The organism is Aquitalea aquatilis, from assembly GCF_005155025.1.
Lineage (GTDB): Bacteria > Pseudomonadota > Gammaproteobacteria > Burkholderiales > Chromobacteriaceae > Aquitalea > Aquitalea aquatilis.
Map to the genome: position 1 here is coordinate 466,483 of NZ_CP039731.1, position 21,908 is coordinate 488,390.

At 60.4% G+C, this 21,908-nt stretch carries 18 protein-coding genes; 2 read left to right on the forward strand and 16 right to left on the reverse strand.

Annotation, left to right across the window (positions count from 1 at the left end):
• Positions 1-57 precede the first annotated feature (57 nt).
• The 14 genes from FAZ30_RS02210 to mutY all read right to left on the reverse strand — a co-directional run bounded on the left by FAZ30_RS02210 (position 58) and on the right by mutY (position 15,653).
• Positions 58-1,314: a D-amino acid dehydrogenase gene (locus FAZ30_RS02210; RefSeq protein WP_124642351.1), complete on the reverse strand. Its 1,257-nt coding sequence runs from the start codon at positions 1,312-1,314 to the stop codon at positions 58-60.
• 110 nt (positions 1,315-1,424) lie between these two features.
• Positions 1,425-2,288 (reverse strand): CheR family methyltransferase, encoded by an 864-nt coding sequence (locus FAZ30_RS02215; protein ID WP_124642349.1) that lies wholly within the window; start codon positions 2,286-2,288, stop codon positions 1,425-1,427.
• Between the two features lie 77 nt (positions 2,289-2,365).
• The gene (gene erpA / locus FAZ30_RS02220) at positions 2,366-2,716 is read right to left on the reverse strand and encodes an iron-sulfur cluster insertion protein ErpA (protein WP_103525493.1); all 351 of its coding nucleotides are present in this window, start codon (positions 2,714-2,716) and stop codon (positions 2,366-2,368) included.
• Positions 2,717-2,812: 96 nt separating this feature from the next.
• On the reverse strand, positions 2,813-3,856 hold the full coding sequence (gene argC / locus FAZ30_RS02225) for an N-acetyl-gamma-glutamyl-phosphate reductase (RefSeq protein WP_124642348.1): 1,044 nt from the start codon (positions 3,854-3,856) through the stop codon (positions 2,813-2,815).
• A gap of 101 nt (positions 3,857-3,957) precedes the next feature.
• Complete coding sequence (locus FAZ30_RS02230; protein ID WP_168190801.1) at positions 3,958-5,838, reverse strand: methyl-accepting chemotaxis protein; 1,881 nt, start codon at positions 5,836-5,838, stop codon at positions 3,958-3,960.
• A 351-nt stretch (positions 5,839-6,189) separates the two neighbouring features.
• Positions 6,190-6,582, reverse strand: a complete 393-nt coding sequence (rpsI, locus tag FAZ30_RS02235) for a 30S ribosomal protein S9 (RefSeq protein WP_103526466.1) — start codon at positions 6,580-6,582, stop codon at positions 6,190-6,192.
• Positions 6,583-6,592: 10 nt separating this feature from the next.
• The gene (rplM, locus tag FAZ30_RS02240; protein WP_059284599.1) at positions 6,593-7,027 is read right to left on the reverse strand and encodes a 50S ribosomal protein L13; all 435 of its coding nucleotides are present in this window, start codon (positions 7,025-7,027) and stop codon (positions 6,593-6,595) included.
• Between the two features lie 545 nt (positions 7,028-7,572).
• A complete protein-coding gene (deoD, locus tag FAZ30_RS02245; protein ID WP_124642346.1) occupies positions 7,573-8,283 on the reverse strand; it encodes a purine-nucleoside phosphorylase in 711 nt (236 codons plus the stop codon).
• A 24-nt stretch (positions 8,284-8,307) separates the two neighbouring features.
• Positions 8,308-9,522, reverse strand: coding sequence for a phosphopentomutase (locus FAZ30_RS02250; protein WP_124642344.1), 1,215 nt, complete (start codon positions 9,520-9,522; stop codon positions 8,308-8,310).
• Positions 9,523-9,539: 17 nt separating this feature from the next.
• Positions 9,540-10,865, reverse strand: a complete 1,326-nt coding sequence (gene deoA, locus FAZ30_RS02255; RefSeq protein WP_124642342.1) for a thymidine phosphorylase — start codon at positions 10,863-10,865, stop codon at positions 9,540-9,542.
• A 117-nt stretch (positions 10,866-10,982) separates the two neighbouring features.
• Positions 10,983-11,750 carry a deoxyribose-phosphate aldolase gene (deoC, locus tag FAZ30_RS02260; protein WP_124642340.1) on the reverse strand — a complete coding sequence of 256 codons (768 nt, stop codon included), beginning with the start codon at positions 11,748-11,750 and terminating at the stop codon, positions 10,983-10,985.
• 174 nt (positions 11,751-11,924) lie between these two features.
• Positions 11,925-12,347 carry an NUDIX hydrolase gene (locus tag FAZ30_RS02265; protein WP_124642338.1) on the reverse strand — a complete coding sequence of 141 codons (423 nt, stop codon included), beginning with the start codon at positions 12,345-12,347 and terminating at the stop codon, positions 11,925-11,927.
• 9 nt (positions 12,348-12,356) lie between these two features.
• Positions 12,357-14,561, reverse strand: coding sequence for a RelA/SpoT family protein (locus FAZ30_RS02270; protein ID WP_124642336.1), 2,205 nt, complete (start codon positions 14,559-14,561; stop codon positions 12,357-12,359).
• A 54-nt stretch (positions 14,562-14,615) separates the two neighbouring features.
• Entirely contained in the window at positions 14,616-15,653 is a 1,038-nt protein-coding gene (gene mutY / locus FAZ30_RS02275) for an A/G-specific adenine glycosylase (protein WP_124642556.1), read from the reverse strand.
• A 119-nt stretch (positions 15,654-15,772) separates the two neighbouring features.
• On the opposite strand from mutY, the gene FAZ30_RS20950 reads away from it, so the two are divergent.
• The gene (locus FAZ30_RS20950) at positions 15,773-18,724 is read left to right on the forward strand and encodes a THUMP domain-containing protein (protein ID WP_342773770.1); all 2,952 of its coding nucleotides are present in this window, start codon (positions 15,773-15,775) and stop codon (positions 18,722-18,724) included.
• 93 nt (positions 18,725-18,817) lie between these two features.
• Here the strand turns inward: FAZ30_RS20950 and FAZ30_RS02285 are convergent, their stop codons facing one another.
• Positions 18,818-19,774, reverse strand: a complete 957-nt coding sequence (locus tag FAZ30_RS02285; RefSeq protein WP_124642334.1) for a DMT family transporter — start codon at positions 19,772-19,774, stop codon at positions 18,818-18,820.
• Between the two features lie 203 nt (positions 19,775-19,977).
• Between FAZ30_RS02285 and FAZ30_RS02290 the strand changes: the two genes are divergently transcribed.
• Positions 19,978-20,583 carry a MarC family protein gene (locus FAZ30_RS02290; protein ID WP_103526307.1) on the forward strand — a complete coding sequence of 202 codons (606 nt, stop codon included), beginning with the start codon at positions 19,978-19,980 and terminating at the stop codon, positions 20,581-20,583.
• 10 nt (positions 20,584-20,593) lie between these two features.
• Here FAZ30_RS02290 and FAZ30_RS02295 read toward each other — a convergent pair whose 3' ends face one another.
• Entirely contained in the window at positions 20,594-21,589 is a 996-nt protein-coding gene (locus FAZ30_RS02295) for a DNA-binding protein (RefSeq protein WP_137008564.1), read from the reverse strand.
• Positions 21,590-21,908: the final 319 nt, after the last annotated feature.

Genomic DNA, 21,908 nt, shown 5'->3' on the forward strand with positions numbered 1-21,908 from the left:
AATGTATAGTCCAGGCGCGCATTTTATCATCTGTCGCCCGGCTACCGCTGTTCTGGATCAATCCCCCTGAAAACGGAAGGCAATGGCCGGCGTACGACCGCTGATGATTTCCGCCAGCGCCCGGCCGCTACCCGCGCCTTCCGTCCAGCCCAGCGTGCCATGCCCGGTATTGAGATAGAGATTGGCATAGCGGCTGCGGCCAATCAGCGGCACATTGCCCGGCGTGGCCGGCCGCAGGCCGCTCCAGAACTCAGCCGCGTCCCAGTCGGCCACATCCGGCATCAGCGCCTGTCCACGCTTGAGCAGGGCCTGACAGCGCACCGCATTCAGGCTGCTGGAATAACCCGCCAGCTCGGCCGTGCCGGCAATGCGCAGACGCGAGCCCAGCCGGGAGATCACCACCTTGTAGGCTTCGTCGGTAATGCTGGTGGTTGGCGCGCTGGCCGGGTCGCGCAGCGGCAAGGTGGCGGAATAGCCTTTCCATGGGTAGATCGGCAGGCGGATGCCCAGAGGTGCCGCCAGCAGCGGTGAATAGCTGCCCAGCGCCAGCACGTAGGCATCGGCAGTCACCCGGCTGTAGTTGCCTGCCGGCAGGTTGACGGAGACGCCGCTGATGCGCCCGCCGGCGGTTTCCAGCGCGTTGATGCGGGTATTGAAGCGAAACTCCACCCCGGCACGCGCGGCATGTTCGGCCATGGCACAGCTATACAGATGCACATCGCCCGATTCGTCCGATGGGCAGTAGCTGGCCCCGGCCAGCGCTGGGGCGATGCCAGCCAGCGCCGGTTCGATGCGCGCCAGTTGTTCGCGACTGATGATGTGCTTGTCCATGCCCAGCGCCTGCATCTGGCTGGCGACATGGGCCGCTTCATCCAGCTGCTGCTGGGTATGAAACAAGGACACGATGCCACGGGTCTGCTGCTGGTAGTCCAGCCCCAGTTCGGCGCGCAGCAGCTGCAGAGTCTCGCGACTATAGCGCCCCAGGGCCAGCATCTGCCGCATATTGTGCTCGGCCCGGCTGCCACGGCACTCCAGCAGAAATTGCCAGCACCAGCGCCATTGCGTCGGGTCCAGCCGCATGCGAAACAACAGCGGCGCATCATCCCGCAACAGCCACTTGATGATTTGCCACGGTGCCGACGGATTGGCCCAGGGTTCGGACTGGCTGACCGAAATCTGCCCGCCATTGGCAAAGCTGGTTTCCCGCGCCGGCCCGCACGCGCGATCCAGCACCACCACCTCATGCCCTGCCCGGGCCAGAAACCAGGCGGTGGACACCCCCACCACGCCAGACCCCAGCACTGCTACCTTCATGTCGACTCCAGCAGACGTGACAACGGGCAAGACGCGCCTGCCCGTTTGGCTAACTCGATTGAGACCCCGGATACTACGCCGCAGCGTAGGCCGGCTCAATGGGATGGCTGCTACTTTTTTGCCGCGTGCTGGTAAACGGTTTTGCCCTTGAGGTGAAAATAATCCGAGGCAAAATAGAAATTTTCCGAATGGCCGACAAACAGCAGGCCGTCCGGCTTCAGCAATGGGGCAAATTTTTTCAGCACCGCAAACTGGGTGTCGCGATCAAAGTAGATCATCACATTGCGGCAGAAAATGGCGTCGAACTGCTTGCGCAGCGCCCAGTTGTTCTCGATCAGGTTCAGCCGCTGGAAAGTGATCATATTGCGTAATACTGGCTTGGCCTGATAGTTGCCATCCGGCAGTTTGTCGAAATACTTCTGCGCATGGCCGGGCGGCAGACGGGCGATCTTGTCGTCGGAATAAATGCCCTTGCGACCGGTTTCCAGCACGCTGGTGTCCAGGTCGGTCGCCACAATGCTGATGCTGGGCTTGTTGGCCAGCGGAAAGGCTTCCAGCGCGGTGATGGCCAGCGAATAAGGCTCCTCGCCGGTAGACGAGGCGGCACACCAGATGGACAGCTCGCTGGCGCCTGCTGCGCCCCGCTGTTTCAGATGCTCGGCCAGAATGGGGAAATGATGTTCTTCGCGGAAGAAGAAGGTCAGATTGGTGGTAAGCGCGTTGACGAACTGCTCAAACTCGCGCTTGCCGGACACCGACTCCAGAAAATCCACATAGGCAGCAAAACTGGCCAGCTTCAACTCGCGAATACGCCGCACCAGCCGCCCGTACACCATGTCTTTCTTGGACGGATTGAGCGAAATGCCGGCTTCCTTGTAGATCAGTTTGCGGATGCGTTCGAAATCGGCATCGCTGAAACTGAACTCGCGATTGAATTCCACCTTGGGCAATACCAGCGGCGGCAATTTATTCATCTTGATTTTCCCCGATACAAAAAAACCCGGAACAGAGTCCGGGTTTTCATTCTACTCCTGTTTGCATTCGCTCCGGTTTACACCGAGAAGGACGAACCGCAACCACAAGTCGTGGTGGCGTTCGGATTGCGAATGACAAACTGGGAGCCTTCCAGGCTTTCCTGATAATCGATCTCGGCACCCACCAGATACTGGTAGCTCATCGGGTCGACCAGGAAAGTGACACCGTCTCTCTCTATAGCGGTATCGTCCTCATTGGCGATTTCGTCAAATGTAAAACCGTACTGAAAACCGGAGCAGCCACCACCGGTCACGAATACGCGCAGTTTCAGATCAGGATTGCCCTCTTCCGCGATCAGGTCCAGCACCTTGTTGCAAGCGCTGTCGGTAAAGTTGATCGGGCACGGCATTTCGGTAGTAGCAGACATGGTTCACCTCGCAAATCGATTTCGGCCTTGCGGCCATTCACCTACTATTTTAGTCGGATATCGGGGCGAATGGCCAACATTCAATGGCCGAGTGCATCAAGGCAGCAACGGCACGATGTCCAGACCGGCATTTTCCGGCTGGCCGAACATCAGGTTCATGGTCTGCACCGCCTGGCCGGATGCGCCTTTCACCAGATTGTCCTCCACCACCAGGATGATCAGCAGATCACCATTACCCGGCCGATGTACCGCGAGGCGCGCGGTATTGGAGCCCCGTACGCTGCGCGTTTCCGGGTGGCTGCCGGCCGGCAGCACATCGACAAAGGGTTCGCCGGCATAGCGCTGCTCGAACAGCGCCTGGAAATCAGTCGCCATGGCTTCCGGCTTGATGCGGGCATAGATGGTGGAATGGATGCCACGAATCATCGGCGTCAGGTGCGGCACGAAAGTCAGCTTGACCGGCGCACCATGAATGGCAGACAGACCCTGCTCGATCTCCGGCGAATGACGATGGCCCTTCACCGCATAGGCCTTGAAATTGTCACCGGCTTCAGCCAGCAGCGCGCCAACTTCGGCCTTGCGCCCGGCACCGGACACGCCGGACTTGCAGTCGGCAATCAGGGTCTGGGTATCGATCAGTTGCTTGCCGCCCTCCAGCAGCGGCAGCAGGCCGAGCTGGACCGAGGTGGGATAGCAGCCGGCCATGCCCACCAGACGTGCCTGGCGGATGGCTTCGCGGTTGACTTCCGGCAGGCCGTAAACGGCTTCGGCCAGCAGGTCGGTACAGCTGTGCTCCATGGCATACCATTGCTGGAATACCGCCGGGTCTTTCAGGCGGAAATCAGCCGCCAGGTCGATGACCTTGACGCCGGCCGCCAGCAACTCGCGCGCCTGAGCCATGGCCACACCGTGCGGGGTGGCGAAAAACACCACATCGCACTGTGCCAGCGGGGTGTCGTCCGGAGTGGAAAACGCCACGTCCACGCGACCACGCAGGCTGGGGAACATCTCGGCCACTTTCATGCCCGCTTCCTTGCGCGAGGTAACGGCCACGACTTCGGCACCGGGATGACCGGCCAGAAGACGCAACAGTTCGACACCGGTATACCCCGTGCCGCCGACGATGCCCACCTTGATCATGCTGTACTTCCTTGTATAAATAAACGTCGCAAAAGCGACAGTCTAAGGACTAGCCTTGCGCGATGCAACATCGTTCTGGCGCATACATCAGCCGGGCGCACTCACAAGCGGAACTGCGCCACCATGGCTTGCAGATCGGATGACAACCGGTGCAGCTGGGCGACGGTCTGCATCGCGCCCTGTACCGCCTGATCGGTTTCCATGGTGGCACGGTTGGCCTGCTCCGCTGCCCGTGCCATTTCGGTGGTGGCCACCGACTGTTCGCGGGTGGAATCGGCAATATCGTGAATCGAACCCACTACCTGGGCAATCTGGCCCTGAATGCCCGACATATCCTGTGCCACGCTGCGCGAAGCCTCGACGCCGCTAGCAACAGAGCGCTGCGTCTCGCTCATGTCGTTCAGTGCGGTACGGATGTCACCATGGGTGGCGTCGATCAACTGGCCGATTTCCACCGTCGCCTTGGCCGTGCGCTCGGCCAGCTTGCGCACCTCATCCGCCACCACGGCAAAGCCACGACCAGCCTCACCGGCACGTGCCGCTTCGATGGCGGCATTCAGTGCCAGCAGATTGGTCTGATCGGCAATATCGCGAATCACGCCGATGATGGTATTCATCTGGCCGGAGCGATCACCCAGCGCATTCAGTGCACCGCCCAGACGGCCCACTTCCTGGGCGATATGGGCAATATCATCCGCCAGTTGGCCAACGGCCTGGGCCGAGTGCTGCGAGGTGGCACCAGTCTGGCTCGCCACTTGCTCGGCCATGCTGGCATTGTCGGCAATGTGATTGATGCTGACGGTAATCTGTTCGATGGTGGCGGCGGCGGCGCTGGACACCTCGGACTGCCGCTCCGACTGCTGGCCTACGGTGTGCGTCACCTGTTTCAGGCTGTCCAGCTCGCTATTGAGCGACAAGGCATGTTCGCGCACATCGATGAACATGCGCCGCAAGCTGGCGACAAAACGGTTGAAGGCTTCGGCAGTCTGGCCAATCTCATCCTGCTGTTCAACATGCAGCTGATGCGTCAGATCGGCATGACCACTGGAAATCTCCAGCAAGGCATCACGCAAACGCACCAGACCACGCAGCAGCCGGGTCAGTACCAGTTGGGCCAGCACAATGGCAAGCACGCTGCACAACAAGCCCGCCACGACCAGCGTGATCAGCAAGCCCTGTAAAGGTGCCAGGATGGCAGCCTTGTCGACCACGCTGCCCAGCACCCAGTCCGAGCCGGGCACCGGTGTCAGCTGCAGGAATACCGCACGGCCACCGATCTCGATTTCTTCGCTCTTGCTGCTATCCGTCGCCTGCTGCAGCAAGGCAGCATCCAGCCCTGGCATCACCTCGGCCACCGGTTTGAGCGTGCTGTCCGCAGCCGGGTGCGCCACAATCCTGCCGCCCCTGGTCGCCAGGAAAGCATAGCCGTCACCACGCAGCCTGATGCCCTGCACCAGGCTGATGATCCCTTCCAGCGAAATATCCCCGCCCACCACGCCCTGTAGCTGCTGATTGCGCAGCAAGGGATAAGCCACGGTCACACCGAGCTTCTTGGTGCTGGCAAAGACATACGGCTCGGTGACGATACCACCACCGGCGGCGGCGGCCTGCTTATACCAGGGGCGCGCTGTCGGGTCATAACCGTCCGGCGCTTTCTTGTCCGCCTGCTGGTAAACCATGCGCTTGTCGGCATAGCCGGCAAACAGCTGGTCGAACCGCCCTGCCGTCTTGCCCTGCTGCAATTGCGGCAGCACATCGCCCGTGCTCACCAGCAAGCTGGCCGTTGCCTCCACCGCATCCTTGCGCTGGGCCAGCCAGTTGCCCAGTGCACTGCGATTACCGAGCATGGCCGCGTCCAGTTCGTGACGCACCCCTTCAATGATTTCCGTGCGCATGCGCTGATAGGACAGCACCGACAATACCGTTACCACGACCACCAGCAAGCTGGCGACAAAGGTCAGCAAGCGTTGTTTCAAAGACATCTGGTTTTCCTGTTGATCAACTTGTTGGCAGGTAACATGGGGCCCCTGCCAACTTGGCCGGCAGCAACAGCCAGGCCATGAAAAGGCGGCCACCTTACACCGAGACACGGTAAGGGTAAACCTGTTAAACCCTGCGGCATTTTCTTTGTAAACTAATTAATTTAAATGACACTTTAAAGACATTAATATGAATATGGTCTTATCTGTCAGGAAAAACAGTGGGAAACAGGAGTAGAGCAACAGGAGAACAGCCGACGGGAGAGGCCACTAGCCCCAAGCGGGAAGATGGGGACGGTGAAAATAGAAAAAGCCGCCCGAGGGCGGCTTTTCTGAAAACAGTAAACCTTGCGATTAACGCTTGGAGAACTGCTTGGCACGGCGAGCTTTACGCAGGCCGACCTTCTTACGTTCAACTTCACGAGCATCGCGGGTAACATAACCTGCAGCCGACAGAGCCGGTTTCAGGATAGTGTCGAAGTCGATCAGAGCGCGGGTGATACCGTGACGGATCGCACCTGCCTGGCCGGTTTCACCACCACCAACAACATTAACTTTAATGTCGAAGGATTCGAGGTTTTCGGTCAGAACCAGCGGCTGGCGGATAACCATGCGACCGGTTTCGCGGGCAAAGTATTCGTCAACCGGCTTGCCGTTAACGATGATCTGACCGCTACCCTTTTGCATGAACACGCGAGCAACGGAGCTCTTGCGACGGCCGGTGCCGTAGTAGTATTTACCGTTCATTCTCTATGCCTTAAAAACGAAATTCCAGCACTTTGGGCTGCTGGGCAGTGTGCGGATGTTCGGTACCAGCGTACACCTTGAGCTTCTTGATCATGGCGTAACCCAGCGGACCCTTCGGCAGCATGCCTTTTACGGCTTTTTCCAGAACGCGCTCCGGGAACTGGTTTTGCAGTTCGGTGAAGTTGCGTTCGTAGATACCACCAGGATAGCCGGAGTGACGGTAGTACTTCTTGTCCAGCGCTTTGTTACCAGTAACACGCAGTTTGTCAACGTTGACTACGACAATGTAGTCACCAGTATCAACGTGCGGAGTGTATTCCGGCTTGTGCTTGCCACGCAGGCGGTGAGCGATTTCGGCGGCGAGGCGACCCAGCACCTTGTCTTCGGCGTCGACCACGAACCACTCGCGCTTAACCTCATGCGGCTTGGCAGAAAAGGTCTTCATGGAACTCTTCCATCGTAATTCTTGAAAGTTACGGATTCTAATGCAGCGCCCTTCCCACTGTCAAACCATTGTGCGACAAAGAAAATGACGAGGACTAAACCAGGGCAAAAACCGCTCGTTTTTGCCACAGTTGTTGCGAAAACAGGCAAACGGGCGATTTTCCACTATCCAGGGCTGGACAGCGATCATAAAGCAAAAAAAAAGGCGCAATCCATTCTGATTGCGCCAAGTTCCACCTAAAAGAAGGAGGATGGAGGAGACAACACCAAAACGCACACATTGCATGCCACGTCCTGATGCAGCTTTCATTATCTGCACCGTCTCCCGGTTTGGCAAGACTTTTTTGTGCACCGCACTAAAATATGCTGCGCATTGTGCAACAGCAAGGCAATCCATTGTTATCAAAAGGAAAAAGCCCACTGCAAGCGGGCTTTACACTTGTGAAGCACAACAGAAAAGCTGCTTTTCAGTGCATATTTCTCTGAAAATGAACTGCAAAACCAGTGCTGATGCTGCATTGCAATATGCAGCATGTCCCAGCCGTTTTACAGCCGGATCGCCGTTGCCAGCGCCAGCTCCATCATCTCGCGGAAGGTGGTTTGCCGCTCTTCGGCGCTGGCTGCTTCACCCGTGGGGATGATGTCGGAAACGGTGAGAATACCCAGCGCACGGGCACCATACTGGGCCGCCACACTATAAATGCCAGCCAGCTCCATCTCGATGACCTGCACATTCATTTTTTCCAGCACCTCCAGCATATTGGGCTCGACGCCGTAGAACAGATCGGCCGAAAACACATTGCCCACGGTGACCTTGCGCCCCTGCTCGGCAGCCACGTCCATGGCGGTGCGCAGCAGTTCGTAGTCGGCGATGGCGGCAAAGTCGTGCTGGTTGAAGCGCATGCGGTTGACCTTGCTGTCGGTACTGGCCCCCATGGCGATGTACAGCTCGCGCAGCTGGGTACGGGCGGTAACGGCACCGCAGGAGCCAATACGGATGATGTTTTTCACCCCGTAGTGCTGGATCAGCTCGGTGGTGTAGATGCTGGCGGAGGGAATGCCCATGCCATGCGCCATGACCGACAGCCGCTTGCCCTGGTAGCTGCCGGTATAGCCCAGCATATTGCGCACGCTGGTGACCTCGCGGACGTCCTGCAGAAAGGTTTCGGCAATCATCTTGGCGCGCAGCGGGTCGCCCGGCATCAGCACGGTTTCGGCGAAATCACCCGGCTGGGCGTTGATATGCGGTGTGGTCATGATGGTTTTCCTTATGGGATAGGTTCAGTTCAGAAATGAGGTGCCGTAGTCCATGGCGGGCAGGCCCAGATGCGCAGCCACGCTCTGACCGATATCGGCAAAGCTGCCACGCTCGCCGATGGAGCCGGGCTTGACGCCATGGCCGTAGCACAACACCGGGATATGCTCGCGGGTGTGATCCGAGCCGGGCCAGGTAGGGTCGCAGCCGTGGTCGGCCGACAGGATCAGGATATCGCCCGGTTGCAAGGCGGCCATGACCTCCGGCAGACGGTGGTCGAACTGCTCCAGTGCAGCGGCGTAGCCGGCCACATCGCGACGATGGCCGTAGCTGGAATCAAAATCGACGAAGTTGGCCATGATGATGGCGCGCTCCTGCGTGTCACGCATGGCGGCCAGCGTGGCATCCCAGATCTGGTCGAAGCCGGTAGCCTTGTGCTGTTCGGTGATGCCTACATGGGCGTAGATGTCAGCAATCTTGCCGATGGACACCACCTGGCCGCCAGCATCGGCCAGCTTTTGCAGCACGGTGGCGGCTGGCGGCGGCACAGCCAGGTCCTTGCGGTTGCCGGTGCGGGCAAACTGGCCGCGCCCTTCCCCCAGAAACGGCCGCGCAATCACCCGGCCGATATTGTAGGGCTCCAGTGCTTCCCGCGTAATCCGGCACAGCTGATAGAGCCGCTCCAGGCCAAAGCTTTCTTCGTGGCAGGCGATCTGGAATACCGAATCGGCCGAGGTATAGAAGATAGGCTTGCCGCTGCGCATGTGTTCTTCACCCAGACGATCGAGAATTTCCGTGCCGGAGGCGTGGCAATTGCCCAGATAGCCCGGCAGGCCGGCCTTGGCCACGATGTCGTCCAGCAGGGCCTGCGGGAAGCTGTTGTCCTTGTCGTGGAAATAGCCCCAGTCGAACAGCACCGGCACCCCGGCGATCTCCCAGTGACCGGACGGCGTATCCTTGCCGCTGGACAGTTCGCGGGCATAGCCATAAGCGGCAACAGGTGCGGCCTGCTCCATGCCGGCAGGGAAATAGCCAGAGGACAGCTGACAGGCATGGCCCAGCCCCATTTTCGACAGGTTGGGCAGGCACAGCGGGCCGCTGCGGCCCTTGTCGGCACGGCCAGCAGCAGCTTCCATGGCGATATGGCCCAGGGTATTGCTGCCGGCATCGCCGAATTGCGGTGCATCGGCAGCAGCACCGATGCCGAGTGAATCAAGTATCAGGATGATGGCGCGTTGCATGATGTGGTCTCCTGCGCTCAGCGGCGGTGGATGGTCTGATAGACCAGCGGCAAGGCCGCTGGTGCTGCCTCGCTCAGGCTAATGGCACTGCTGATGCGGCGGGCGGCTTCGTCGGCTCCGCGCTCATCAGCAGCATGAATCAACAACAAGGGCTGATCGGCGGCCACCCACTGCCCCAGTTCGACAAACTGCGTCAGGCCGACCCGGTAGTCCAACTGGTCGCTGGCCAGGCGGCGGCCGCCACCCAGCGCACACACCGCCATGCCCAGGGCCCGGGTGTCCATGGCGGCGACAAAGCCGCTGCGCTCAGCATAGACCGGGCGCAGCACCGGTGCTGCCGGCAGATAACGCTGATGGTGCTCGACAAAATCTGCCGGCCCACCCAACTCGGCCACCATGCGCGCAAAGATCTCTGCAGCGCGGCCAGAGTCCAGCGCCTGCTCCAGTCGCTGGCGCGCATCATCTTCGCTGGTGGCCAGCCCACCGGCCAACAGCATTTCACTGCACAAGGCCATGGTGATGGCGTGCAGCCGCGGATTACGCTGCTCGCCCTTCAGATAGCCTACCGCCTCGGCGGTTTCCAGACTGTTACCTGCCGCTGAGGCCAGCGGCTGACTCATGTCGGTAATCAGTGCACTGGTGCGCACTCCCGCGCCATTGCCCACCTGCACGATGCGTTCGGCCAGCGCGATGGAGGCTTCCATGCTGGGCATGAAAGCGCCGCTACCGGCCTTGACGTCCATCACCAGCACATCCAGCCCGGCGGCCAGCTTTTTCGACAGGATGGAGGCGGTAATCAGCGCGATGGATTCCACCGTGGCGGTGATGTCGCGCGTGGCATAGAAACGGCGGTCGGCCGGGGCCAGATCGCCGGTCTGGCCGATGATGGCCACGCCGACCTCACGCACCACCTGACGCAGACGCTCTGGTGTGGGAAAGGGGTTGTAGCCTGGAATGGCCGACAGCTTGTCCAGCGTGCCGCCGGTATGGCCCAGGCCGCGGCCGGAAATCATCGGCACAAAACCGCCACAGGCGGCAATCAGCGGGCCCAGCATCAACGACACCACGTCGCCGACACCGCCGGTGGAATGCTTGTCCAGCACCGGGCCGGGCAAGTTCAGGTCGGCCCAGTGCAGGCAGCGGCCCGAGTCGCGCATGGCCAGTGCCAGCGCGACGTTTTCTTCCAGCTCCATGCCGCGGAAATACACGGCCATGGCCAAGGCGGCTATTTGGCTGTCGGCCACGCTGTCATCGGTAATGCCAGCCACAAACTGCTGAATTTCCTCGGCCGACAGCGTCTGGCCATCGCGTTTCCTGCGAATGACTTCTTGTGGCAAAAACATGCTGTTCTCCTGCGGCGACGCTGCTGCATCTGCGGCAGCGGCCGCAAAAAATGATGGCCGAAGACAGGCTTCGGCCCTGGTATGGCAAGCGATATGCCGCTAGCCCTGCCGCTTGCTTCAATAGCCGCTGGCAGGCGCGCTGCGCATACCGGCGATTTCCGCCTGCAAGCTGGCCAGCAGGCTGGACGCACCAAAACGGAAGTGCTCTGCCGTCACCCACGACTCGCCCAGCAGGTGTTCGGCCAGGTCGATGTATTCAGCTGCATCGGCGGCACTGCGCACGCCACCCGCCGCCTTGAAGCCACAATGGCCGCCAGTGGCGCGGATGGCTGCCAGCATGATGCCGGCGGCTTCCAGTGTGGCATTGACGGCCACTTTGCCGGTGGAGGTCTTGATGAAGTCGGCCCCGGCTTCGATGGCGATCAGGCTGGCCTGACGGATCAGTGCCGATTCGTGCAGCACGCCGCTTTCGATGATGACTTTCAGCACTTTGTCACCACAGGCGTCCTTGCAGGCTGCCACCAGCTCGGCCCCGACTGCGGCATTGCCGGCCATCAGGGCACGGTAGGGAAACACCACGTCCACTTCATCGGCCCCGGCAGCAATGGCGGCTTCAGTTTCGGCAACGGCGGCCGCGATATCAGCGCCGCCGGCGGGAAAGTTGGTCACCGTGGCCACTTTGACCTGCGACAGGCCCAGCTCATCCAGCGTGCGACGCGTCAGCGCGACAAAGCGCGGAAACACGCACAGCGCCGCCACAGTACCGGCACTGCTGCGAGCCTGCTGGCACAGGGCGATCACCTTGGCATCGGTATCGTCATCGTTCAGGGTGGTAAGGTCCATCATGGACAGGGCGCGACGCGCGGCAGTAATGAGTTCTGACATGGGATTCCTGCTGGGTTGTCATCTGCATGCCAGGCAATGGCCAGCGGCCATGCCCGCAGATTCAAGGGACAGATTATGGAAATATCTTTAGCTGAAAGCAATCAGGAATAACAGGAAGTGCCCAGCCCGGACAATGGGCTCAATGATCAGTCACGCAGCAGAGAACAACCACGCCTAGTCGCCCATGTGCTGCAGATAGTGTTGCAGACGTTGCTGCAGATAGGGGACGGCGGCGCGGTGGCCAAGGTACTCGGCAGGCGTCATCCAGCGCCAACACTGGCCTTCGTCACCAAAGCGGATGGCCGCGACCTGCTCCGCACGGAGCTGGCCCACCATGAAAAAGCTGACGACACCGGACTGGTGCCAGCTGGGGTAGCTACGCTGCCAGAGCAGTTGCTCCGGCTGTAGCAGGATGCCGAATTCTTCTGCGGTTTCACGCTGCAGACAGGCAAACGGACTTTCCTGCCCTTCGCGGCCGCCACCGGGGAAATCCCAACAGGCGGCAAACGGCAGGCCGGGTTTGTCGTCACGCAGATACACCAGCAGGCTGTCCTGATAAAACAGCGCCGCCTTGGCTCCGCAAAACGGCTCACTCATGGCCAGCCCTTACACGCGCCGCGCGTCGGTGACGCCGGGCAGCTCCATCATGCGCGCCAGTACCCGGCTGATGTCCTGTACCTGGCGTACTTCCACGGTAAAGCGCATTTTGGCGCGCATATCGCGCGACAGGGTGTGCACGGCAATCAGGTTGAGCTTTTCCCGTGACAGCACATCGGAAATGTCGCGCAGCAGACCACCGCGATCCAGCGATACCACTTCGATATCAATCGGGAACACGCTGCTTTTCTGCTCGCCCCACCCCGCTGAAATCAGCCGTTCCGGCACATCGGCCGACAGGCGCTTGAGCGTGAGGCAGTTGGTGCGGTGAATGGAGATGCCCCGGCCCTTGGTGACAAAGCCAACCACGGCATCCGGCGGTGCCGGCTTGCAGCACTTGGCCAGCACCGTCATCAGGTTGTCCACCCCTTCGATCAGGATGCCGCCTGCGTCATGGCCGCCCCGACTGGCGCGGATGATGCTTTCCGGCTCCACATCGGCCGGCGGCGGCGGGGCAAAGCTGAGAATGGCATTGGCCACGGAGCGCACGGTAAGCTCGCCATGCCCCATGGCACCGTACAGCTCGTCCATCTTGGCATAGCCCAGTTTCTCCGCCAGCGCGCCCAGATTGGGCTGGAGATGCGGATGGCGCGCCAGTTCGCGCTCGAACAATTGCTTGCCGGTTTCGCGCACGGTATCGGCATTCTGCATGCGGATGTACTGGCGGATCTTGGAAATGGCACGGTGGCTCTTGACCCAGCCGTCGTGCAGCCAGTTGACCGACGGCCCGCCTTCCTTGGCCGTGAGGACTTCCACTCGCTGGCCGTTTTGCAAGGGTGTGGACAGGGGCACGATCTGCCCTTCCACCTTGGCACCACGGCAGCGGTTGCCCAGGCCGGAGTGAATGGCATAGGCGAAATCGATGGGAGTGGCACCGTGCGGCAGCGCCAGCACCCGGCCTTGCGGGGTCAGCACATAAATGGTGTCGGAGAACAGCTCGGTCTTGAAGGCTTCGGCCAGCCCTTCGCGGTCCGACATTTCCTCGCGCCAGTCCAGCAGTTGGCGCAGCCAGGAGATTTTTTCCTCGTACTGCGCATCGCCCTTGCCGCCTTCCTTGTAGCGCCAGTGCGCGGCCACGCCGAACTCGGCATGTTCGTGCATTTCGAAGGTGCGGATCTGCACTTCCAGCGCCTTGTCTTCCGGGCCGATCACCGCGGTGTGCAGGCTGCGGTAATTATTGGCCTTGGGGTGGGAGATGTAGTCGTCGAACTCGCCGGGAATGGGCTGCCACATGCCGTGGATGATGCCCAGCGCGGTATAGCAGTCCGGCAGCTTGTCCACCAGGATGCGCACGGCACGGATGTCGTACAGCTCGGAAAAGTCGAGCTTTTTCTTCTTCATCTTTTTCCAGATAGAGAAGATATGCTTGGGCCGCCCCGCCACCTCGGCCTTGACTCCAGCCGCTTTCAGCTCGCCACGCAGGGTATCCAGCACGCGGCCGATATAGTCGATACGCTCCAGCCGGCGCTCGTCCAGCAGCTTGGCGATTTTCTTGTAGCTGTCGGGCTCGGTATGGCGAAAGCCCAGGTCTTCCAGTTCCCACTTGATCTGCCACACCCCCAGGCGGTTGGCCAGTGGGGCAAACAGGTCGAGTGTTTCGGTAGCGATGGCGCGCCGTACTGCCTCGTCATGCACATGGGGCAGGTAGTGCATGGTCTGGGTGCGCCAGGCCAGCTTGATCAGCACTACGCGAATATCCGCCACCATGGCCAGCAGCATCTTGCGCATGGTTTCCGCCTGGCGGGCGCGCTCTTCCGGGGTTTCCAGCTTGTCGATGCGCGCCAGTTCGGTAATGCGACGCACGCCGCCCACGCCATCCACCAGCACGGTCACGGTCTGGCCGAAGTTTTCCGTCATCCATTCCTGCCATTCAGCGCGCTGGTCCGGCACGGCAAACAGCAGGGTGGCGACGATGGCATCGGTCAGCAGATTGAGGTCCGCCACAATGGCTGCGGCGGATACGGCATGGCTGAACAGGTCTTCACCGGTACTGGCCAGCGCCTTGCCACGGTAGAGCTCGCGGGCGGCCGCGAAGGCGCGGCTCAACAGGGCGGACTCAGCCTCGGGCAGGCTGGCGGACAACAGTTCCAGCCACCGCGTCGGGTCGGCAGCATCGGCCAGGGTATCGGCCATCGAACGTACTACGGAAACCATATTTCACACCTGGGCAGCAATGCTGCACAAAAAATGGATGCCAACTTCCGTCGGTCAGGCCAGCAGACGTTGCAACAGTCGCTTCACCGGTGCGGGCAAGCCCGCCTCCAGCGCCTGCTGCAAGGGTATCCACTGTCCGGCGGATTCCTGCACTCCGGTGGCAGCCAGCGTATCCAGCCGCGCCGGCACCGGGGTAATGATCAAGCGGTAATGGGTAAATACATGCTCCAGCTCGGGCCAGGAGGGCAGCACATCACCACTGCCCTGCTGGGCAAACCAGGCCTCCAGCGCCATGCTGTCGGCAAACTCCGGCAGCGACAACAGCCCGCCCCAGATGCCGGAAGGCGGCCGCCGCTCCAGCCAGATACGGTCTCCATGCTGCGCCAGCAACATGACGGTGTGGCGGGTGGGCACCGCCTTTTTCGGGCGCGGCGTCGGCAGCTCGTGGGTGCGGCCCTGGCGGGCAGCCACACAGCCATCCACCATCGGGCAAACCGTACAGGCCGGCTTGCGGCCGCATACGGTGGCGCCCAGGTCCATCAGGCCCTGGGTATAGGCTGTCATCTGGTCGCTGTCGGCAGGCAGCAGGGATTCGGCCAAGGCCCACAGCTGCTTTTCAACCGCTTTTTCGCCGGGGAAACCGGCAATGCCGAAGCAGCGCGCAAGCACTCTTTTGACATTGCCGTCCAGAATGGTTTCGCGCTGACCGAAAGCGAAGGACGCAATGGCTGCGGCGGTGGAGCGCCCCACACCTGGCAGGTGCTGCAAGGCCTCGCGCTGCGCCGGAAAATGGCCGCCAAATTCATCCATCACCATCACGGCCGCCTTATGCAAATTGCGCGCCCGGCTGTAATAGCCAAGCCCGCTCCACAAGGCCAGCACCTCGTCCACCGAAGCGGCCGCCAGCGACGCCACATCGGGGAAGCGCTGCAGAAAGCGAGCGTAGTACTCCAGCACCGCCGTGACCTGCGTCTGCTGCAACATGATTTCCGACAGCCACACCCGATAGGGGTCGCTCACCTGCCAGGGCAGATCGTGACGGCCATGCTGTTTCTGCCAGGCCACCAGGCGGGTGGCAAATGAATCCTGCAACATGCGGACCCGCGTTTATGCAAAAGGGAACCGGACATGCTACCTCAAAGGCGAGGAGGCACCAAGCAGTGTCGCGGCAAATAAGGTAAAATGAAAGATTGCTTATTAAGGATGTACCCATGGCCACTTTCCGTTCACGCCAGCGCGCCAGTCTGCGCCGCGATATCAGCAGCAGCGAAACCAACTCCGCTCAGCCTGCCGCTGGCAACGCCGCAGCATCAGCCGACGGCGCGGCCAAGGGGCCCATCATCCAGAAAAAAGCGCCATCTGCCGACGGCCCGCGCGATCCTTATTCTGCGCGCCGTCCGGCCGGCGGCCAGCCGCCACGCCAGGGCGAACGCCAGTTCCAGCAACGCGATGGTGACCGCAAGCCATACAACCGCGACGACCGCGAGCGCAAGCCCTACCCGCCGCGTGACGGCGAAAAGCGTTTCGAACCGCGTGATGGCGAACGCAAGCCGTACAGCCGCGACGACCGTGAGCGCAAACCCTACCCGCCGCGTGACGGCGAAAAGCGTTTCGAACCGCGTGATGGCGAACGCAAGCCGTTCAACCGCGATGACCGTGAGCGCAAGCCCTACCCGCCGCGTGACGGCGAAAAGCGTTTTGAACCGCGCGATGGCGAACGCAAGCCGTACAACCGTGACGACCGTGAGCGCAAGCCCTACCCGCCGCGTGACGGCGAAAAGCGCTTCGAACCGCGCGATGGCGAACGCAAGCCGTACAACTGCGATGACCGCGAGCGCAAGCCCTATCCGCCGCGTGATGGAGAAAAGCGTTTTGAACCGCGCGATGGTGAACGCAAGCCGTTCAACCGTGATGACCGTGAGCGCAAGCCCTACCCGCCGCGTGACGGTGAAAAGCGCTTCGAACCGCGTGATGGCGAACGCAAGCCGTACAACCGTGACGACCGAGAGCGCAAGCCCTATCCACCGCGTGAACGCGATGCTTCGGCACCGCGCAGCCTGCACCCGACCGACAGCCGTGGCGATCTGCACGAATCGCGCCGCCCGGAAGGCGAGCGCAGCTATCAGCGTGATCGCGGCCCGTCCGGCCGCAAACCGCTGAACAGCCAGCCGGATCGCCAGATCGAACACAAGCCCCATGCACCGCGTCATGTGGAACGCGATGTGCCTGCAGCGACCACGCCGACTATTCCGGCAGCGGTAGAGCAAGGCCCACGCAAGCTGTTTTCCAAACCGGCCGAGCGCAATCCGCAGCCAGCCGCACGTGATGACAGCTTCCGCCGTGAAGAAGCCCCGCGCCGTTTTGAACGCGCAGAGCAACACAGTCCGCGCAGCTACGACAAGGCACCCGTCGAGCGGGAAAACCGTTTCCGCAGCGACGATGCGGCCCCGCAGGAACAGGCACCGCGCAAGCTGTTCTCCAAACCGGCCGCACAGCACCAGGACAGCCCGCTCGAACAGGCCGCGCGCCCGAGCGAGCGCAATGATGCCGCCAGCTACTACGACCCGGAAATCCTGCCGGCACCGAGCGCCGAGCGGGAAAACCGCTTCCGTCGTGATGACACCGCACCAGCCGCCGCACCGCGCCGCTTCGAACGCGAAGACAAGCCGCGTGCCGAAGGCAGCCAGCGCAAACTGTTCAGCAAGCCATCCGACAGCCCGCGTGACAACAGCTTCCGCCGTGAAGACAGCCGCGAGCAGGCCCCGCGCCGTGATGCACGCGACGAACGTGGCAGCTGGAGTGATCGACCGAGCAGCCTGAAGCCATTCGACAATAATCGCCGCATGGAGCGCGACCCGCGCGCACCGCGCCAGCACGACAGCCGCCAGCATGGCGACAGCGCCAAACCGGCCTGGAGCGGCAAGCCCGCAGAGCAGTCGGTCTACGCTCTGTCCGGCCTGCGTCACAATCAGCTGGCCTTGTTCTCGCCCTGCCCGCGCGGCCTGGAAATGACCCTGGTCGCCGAGCTCAATGCGCTGGGCGCCAGCAATGTCAGCAAGGTAGACGGCGGCGTAGCATTCAATGGCGACGCCGACATCATGATGAAGGCCAACCTGCACAGCCGTACCGCCAGCCGCGTACTGCTGAAACTGGCCGAAGGCGGCTACCAGCAGGAAAGCGACATCTACCAGCTGGCCATGCAGATCGACTGGCCGCGCTGGTTCGACGTATCGCGCAGCATCAAGGTGAAAACCGACGCCATCGGCGCACAATTGCGCAGCCTGGATTTTGTTTCGCTCAAGGTGAAAGATGCCGTGTGCGACCGCTTCCGTCAGGCCAATGCCGGCCGTCCCAATGTGGACACCCGCGAACCTGACATGCGCATCCACACCTTCCTTACCCGCGACCATGCCACCATCTATCTGGACACCAGCGGCGAGCCGCTGTTCAAGCGCGGCTGGCGCGAGGAAACCGGCGAAGCACCGCTGCGGGAAAACCTGGCCGCCGGCATCTTGCTGATTGCCGGTTACGATGGCAGCCAGCCCTTGCTGGACCCGATGTGTGGCAGCGGCACCTTCCTGGTGGAAGCCGCCGACATCGCCCTCAAGCGTGCGCCGGGCCGCAAACGCCGCTTCGGCTTCCAGCGCCTGCGCGAATTCGATGCCCTGTCCTGGGAAGCCCTGCTGAGCGAAGCCCGCGCGGCCGAGCTGCCGGTGCGCGATCTGGCCATCAAGGGCAGCGACCGCGCCCGCAACATGCTACCCATTGCCCGTGCCAACCTGCAACGCGCCGGCCTGGTCGATGCCATCGAACTGCAGGCACAGGACATTCTGGAAGCACGCCCGTTTGCCGACAGCGGCTTTATCGTCACCAACCCGCCCTATGGCGTGCGCATGGATGAGCAGGACGCGCTGGCCGAGCTATACCCGCAGCTGGGCGACTGGCTGAAAGCGTATTTTGCCGGCTGGACCGCCCACTTCTTCAGCGGCGACCTGCGCCTGTCCGACATGATTCACCTGTCGGTCAAACGCCGCACTCCGCTGTTCAACGGCTCGCTGCCCTGCCGCCTGTTTGCCATTCCCATGGTGGCCGGCAGCGCCCGCCGCGAAAAACCGGCGGCAGATGCAGATAACGCTGCCGATGAAGGGAACGCTGCCGAGTAATCCCCTGCGGCATGCGTGATAAACAAGGCCCGGCATTGCCGGGCCTTGTTTATCTTCCTGTATTTACCGTGTAACCGGTTTTACAGCGCCAGATCACGCATCCTGGCGTGCTGCTTCGGCATGCCACTGGACAAGATACCCGCCAAACACAATAAGACAGATACCTAGCAGCTCGAATGCGCGAGGCATGTGCGCATCAAGCGCATAACCGTAGGCCAGAGCAAAAATGGTCTCCAGACAAAGCACTCTCCCGGCCACGATGCTGGAAATATGGCGTGACGACACATTCCACAGCCACATTGCCAGATAAGACACAAAGACACCCAAAAACACGACACCAAGCGTGAAGGCGATTAATCTGTCGGCAGAATAGGCTTTGAACACCGATATATCATACCCAGCAAATACCAGAGCACATAGCGAAAACAGAATGCTTTGCCATAATGCGCAAATACCCAACAACCCAGCCCAGCGCAATGAAGAAATACCAATATTCGACTTAAGAAAGCTGGCATTGGCAATGCAATATATTGTAAGCAACGACAAAGCAATCAACGAAAAACCGATACCGCGAACATGGTCGCCATCAAGCGACAGGCCTGATGAATTATTCACATTCAAATAATTAATCAATATAATTCCAAAAACAATCAATCCCATACCAGGCAGCAAACCGAGCAGCGACTGTCTCTTGTCTTGAAACGCAGCAAGCAGGATAACAGATACGGGTAACAATCCAATAATCAGCGCAGGATAGACGAAGCCACTATATTTGATACCCAAGGTCAAAAAAAGATAATAGCCCACATTGCCACAGAATGAGATTGCATTTCCCGCCATGAAAATGGGCAAGGAGATTTTTACATTACCCAAACCCAATAGCAGTAAAATAACAATCGAAGTAATGCCATATATTGCATAACGAAAAACGGTGATCAACTCCGAGGGAAAATCATGCAGGGCATACGGAACAATAAAAGCCGCTCCCCACAAGGCATTTGCGCCAACACCTAGCGCCACATAAAAATTCGCATTCATATCACGGGCCATGGCACAAACTCCAAAAATAGAATGGCAGAATACCCATCTCAAAATTAATAAAAACGCAACTTTGAAATATTACGATCACCACCCCATTCCAATTATCCCAACGACCACTTAATTGCAATAGCATTTTTCCCAAAAACAAACTATCAAGAAAATAGCTGTCACTACAGACAGAACACCACTACCACCAACACCTCGACACCACCATGCAAACATCTTTCATTTCCGCCACGGTCTTGCTGATTCTGATTACCGATCCGCTGGGGAATATCCCGCTGTTCATCAGCGCGCTCAAACAAGTCAAACCGGAACGGCGTAAAAAGGTGGTCTATCGCGAATGCCTGATCGCTTTTCTGGTCTTGCTGACCTTCATGTTCTTTGGCCGCAATTTTCTGGACGTGATGCACCTGACTGATCAGTCGATGCAGGTAGCTGGCGGGGTGATCCTGTTTCTGATTGCGCTGAAGATGATTTTCCCCAGCGAGGGCGGTAGCGTGTTCGGCAGCGACAAGATGCATGGCGAGCCCTTCATCGTGCCGATTGCCATTCCGCTGATTGCCGGCCCCTCGGCCATGGCCACGGTGTTGCTGATGTCCACCCGCGAGCCGGCGCGCATGCTGGAGTGGATAGGCGCACTCACCATCTGCATGCTGGTTACTACCGTGGTGTTCCTGTTTTCCGGGCGGCTGCAAAAACTGCTGGGCGAGCAAGCGATTACCGCGCTGGAACGGTTGATGGGCCTGGTGCTGACGGCCATTTCCATTGAGATGCTGCTCAGCGGCGTCGCTTCCTATATCCGCCAGTTCCACTGAGCCTGAGCGGCTAGCGGGCCTTCCATATTTGATCCGCCTGCTCCGCATCGGCAGACGACAGCTGGCCGGGCAGGCTGGGACTGAAGGCCACCGTTTTCAGGCGCTCCAGACGCTCCGCCTGCTCTTCCGGTGTCGCCAGCTGTATCTGCTTGAGTTGCTGCAGTTGCTGGCGCAAATTAGCCACCGCACGATAGGCGCTTTCCTTGTCCGAACGCAGCGTGCGCAGCTCTTCCTGCATTTGCTCCAGCTTGTGCTGCAGCTCGTCCACTGTTTCCTGGGCTTGCCGGTGCAGCTGTTGCGCCTGAGCGGCCTCTTGCTCCGACTGCGTCAGTCGGCTGCGCAAGGCATCCACTTCCTGTTGCAATGCCGGCACCCGCTCATCCTGCAACGCTAGCAGCGGGAGCGGCGTTGCAGCGCTCTGCGCTTGCTCGCGCATCTGGTGCAAAGCCTGCTCAGCCTCCGCCCAACCTTGGCGCGCGTCATCCAGCTGTTGCTGCAGCTGCAGTACCCGCTCATCCTGCAGCACGTCGCGCACGCCCCCCGTAAGCGGACTCACGTTGGGCTGCTGTTGCTGTGCATTGAGCCCCAGCACCTTGCTCAAATGCTGCCGCAGCGCATCCAGCTCCTGTGCCTGTTGCTCACATAACAAGGCCAGATCGTGTTGCTCGGCCAGCCATTCTTGCCGGTCATTCTCCCAGGCTGCCTGTGCCGACTGCAGATACTGATTGGCCAACTGTCGCGCCTGTTGCCAGGTGCGGTCGAGGACAAGCCCGGCAATCTCCTTGAATTCGGCAGGCAGATCCTGCGGCAGCGGGGCCATATGGGCGCGCTGGCTCATCCGCCATTCCATGAACACCTGGCTGGTAACATTCATATCCACCCCTGCCAGCCTGCTGACTTCATCCAGTAGCGGAAAGCATTGCTGGTCGTTTTGCTGGTACAGCAGAGAAGCAAGGCTCTGGATACGTTCACGTACATCCGCAGGAATGCATGCTGCCTGACTCATGAAATTTTCCTTTTTTTTGACAACACATCTGGCTCACCTGCAGTGGCGCACGCTGCGGCATGTAAAGCACACTCGTCGGCCACGGCCCGGTGAACATCGCCAGTTCATCGCCTGGATGAATACTGGACGCTGGGGTGTTCATCTTGCCATTTGAATAAACAATTGAGAATAACAGCAATAAATATCCGTAGCGAACAACCGCAACTGCCAAGTAGTGCTGCACCCGGCCGGAATCTGCCGCTCACTTAGAACAGCCAGCAAAAACCCTGCTGCTGCGTTGCAACCTCCTAGCCCTACCCTTGTGCTGTCTGCGTCGGTG

Excerpts from the sequence above, each read along its gene's own strand:
- deoD (WP_124642346.1), bottom strand. The coding sequence starts at position 8,283 with ATGACCACACCGCATATCAACGCCCAGCCGGGTGATTTCGCCGAAACC.
- FAZ30_RS02290 (WP_103526307.1), top strand. The coding sequence starts at position 19,978 with ATGCAAACATCTTTCATTTCCGCCACGGTCTTGCTGATTCTGATTACC.
- FAZ30_RS02295 (WP_137008564.1), bottom strand. The coding sequence starts at position 21,589 with ATGAGTCAGGCAGCATGCATTCCTGCGGATGTACGTGAACGTATCCAG.
- FAZ30_RS02250 (WP_124642344.1), bottom strand. The coding sequence starts at position 9,522 with ATGCAACGCGCCATCATCCTGATACTTGATTCACTCGGCATCGGTGCT.
- deoA (WP_124642342.1), bottom strand. The coding sequence starts at position 10,865 with ATGTTTTTGCCACAAGAAGTCATTCGCAGGAAACGCGATGGCCAGACG.
- FAZ30_RS02230 (WP_168190801.1), bottom strand. The coding sequence starts at position 5,838 with ATGTCTTTGAAACAACGCTTGCTGACCTTTGTCGCCAGCTTGCTGGTG.
- deoC (WP_124642340.1), bottom strand. The coding sequence starts at position 11,750 with ATGTCAGAACTCATTACTGCCGCGCGTCGCGCCCTGTCCATGATGGAC.
- FAZ30_RS02265 (WP_124642338.1), bottom strand. The coding sequence starts at position 12,347 with ATGAGTGAGCCGTTTTGCGGAGCCAAGGCGGCGCTGTTTTATCAGGAC.
- FAZ30_RS20950 (WP_342773770.1), top strand. The coding sequence starts at position 15,773 with ATGGCCACTTTCCGTTCACGCCAGCGCGCCAGTCTGCGCCGCGATATC.
- FAZ30_RS02210 (WP_124642351.1), bottom strand. The coding sequence starts at position 1,314 with ATGAAGGTAGCAGTGCTGGGGTCTGGCGTGGTGGGGGTGTCCACCGCC.
- FAZ30_RS02270 (WP_124642336.1), bottom strand. The coding sequence starts at position 14,561 with ATGGTTTCCGTAGTACGTTCGATGGCCGATACCCTGGCCGATGCTGCC.
- FAZ30_RS02215 (WP_124642349.1), bottom strand. The coding sequence starts at position 2,288 with ATGAATAAATTGCCGCCGCTGGTATTGCCCAAGGTGGAATTCAATCGC.
- rplM (WP_059284599.1), bottom strand. The coding sequence starts at position 7,027 with ATGAAGACCTTTTCTGCCAAGCCGCATGAGGTTAAGCGCGAGTGGTTC.
- erpA (WP_103525493.1), bottom strand. The coding sequence starts at position 2,716 with ATGTCTGCTACTACCGAAATGCCGTGCCCGATCAACTTTACCGACAGC.
- rpsI (WP_103526466.1), bottom strand. The coding sequence starts at position 6,582 with ATGAACGGTAAATACTACTACGGCACCGGCCGTCGCAAGAGCTCCGTT.
- argC (WP_124642348.1), bottom strand. The coding sequence starts at position 3,856 with ATGATCAAGGTGGGCATCGTCGGCGGCACGGGGTATACCGGTGTCGAA.
- FAZ30_RS02285 (WP_124642334.1), bottom strand. The coding sequence starts at position 19,774 with ATGGCCCGTGATATGAATGCGAATTTTTATGTGGCGCTAGGTGTTGGC.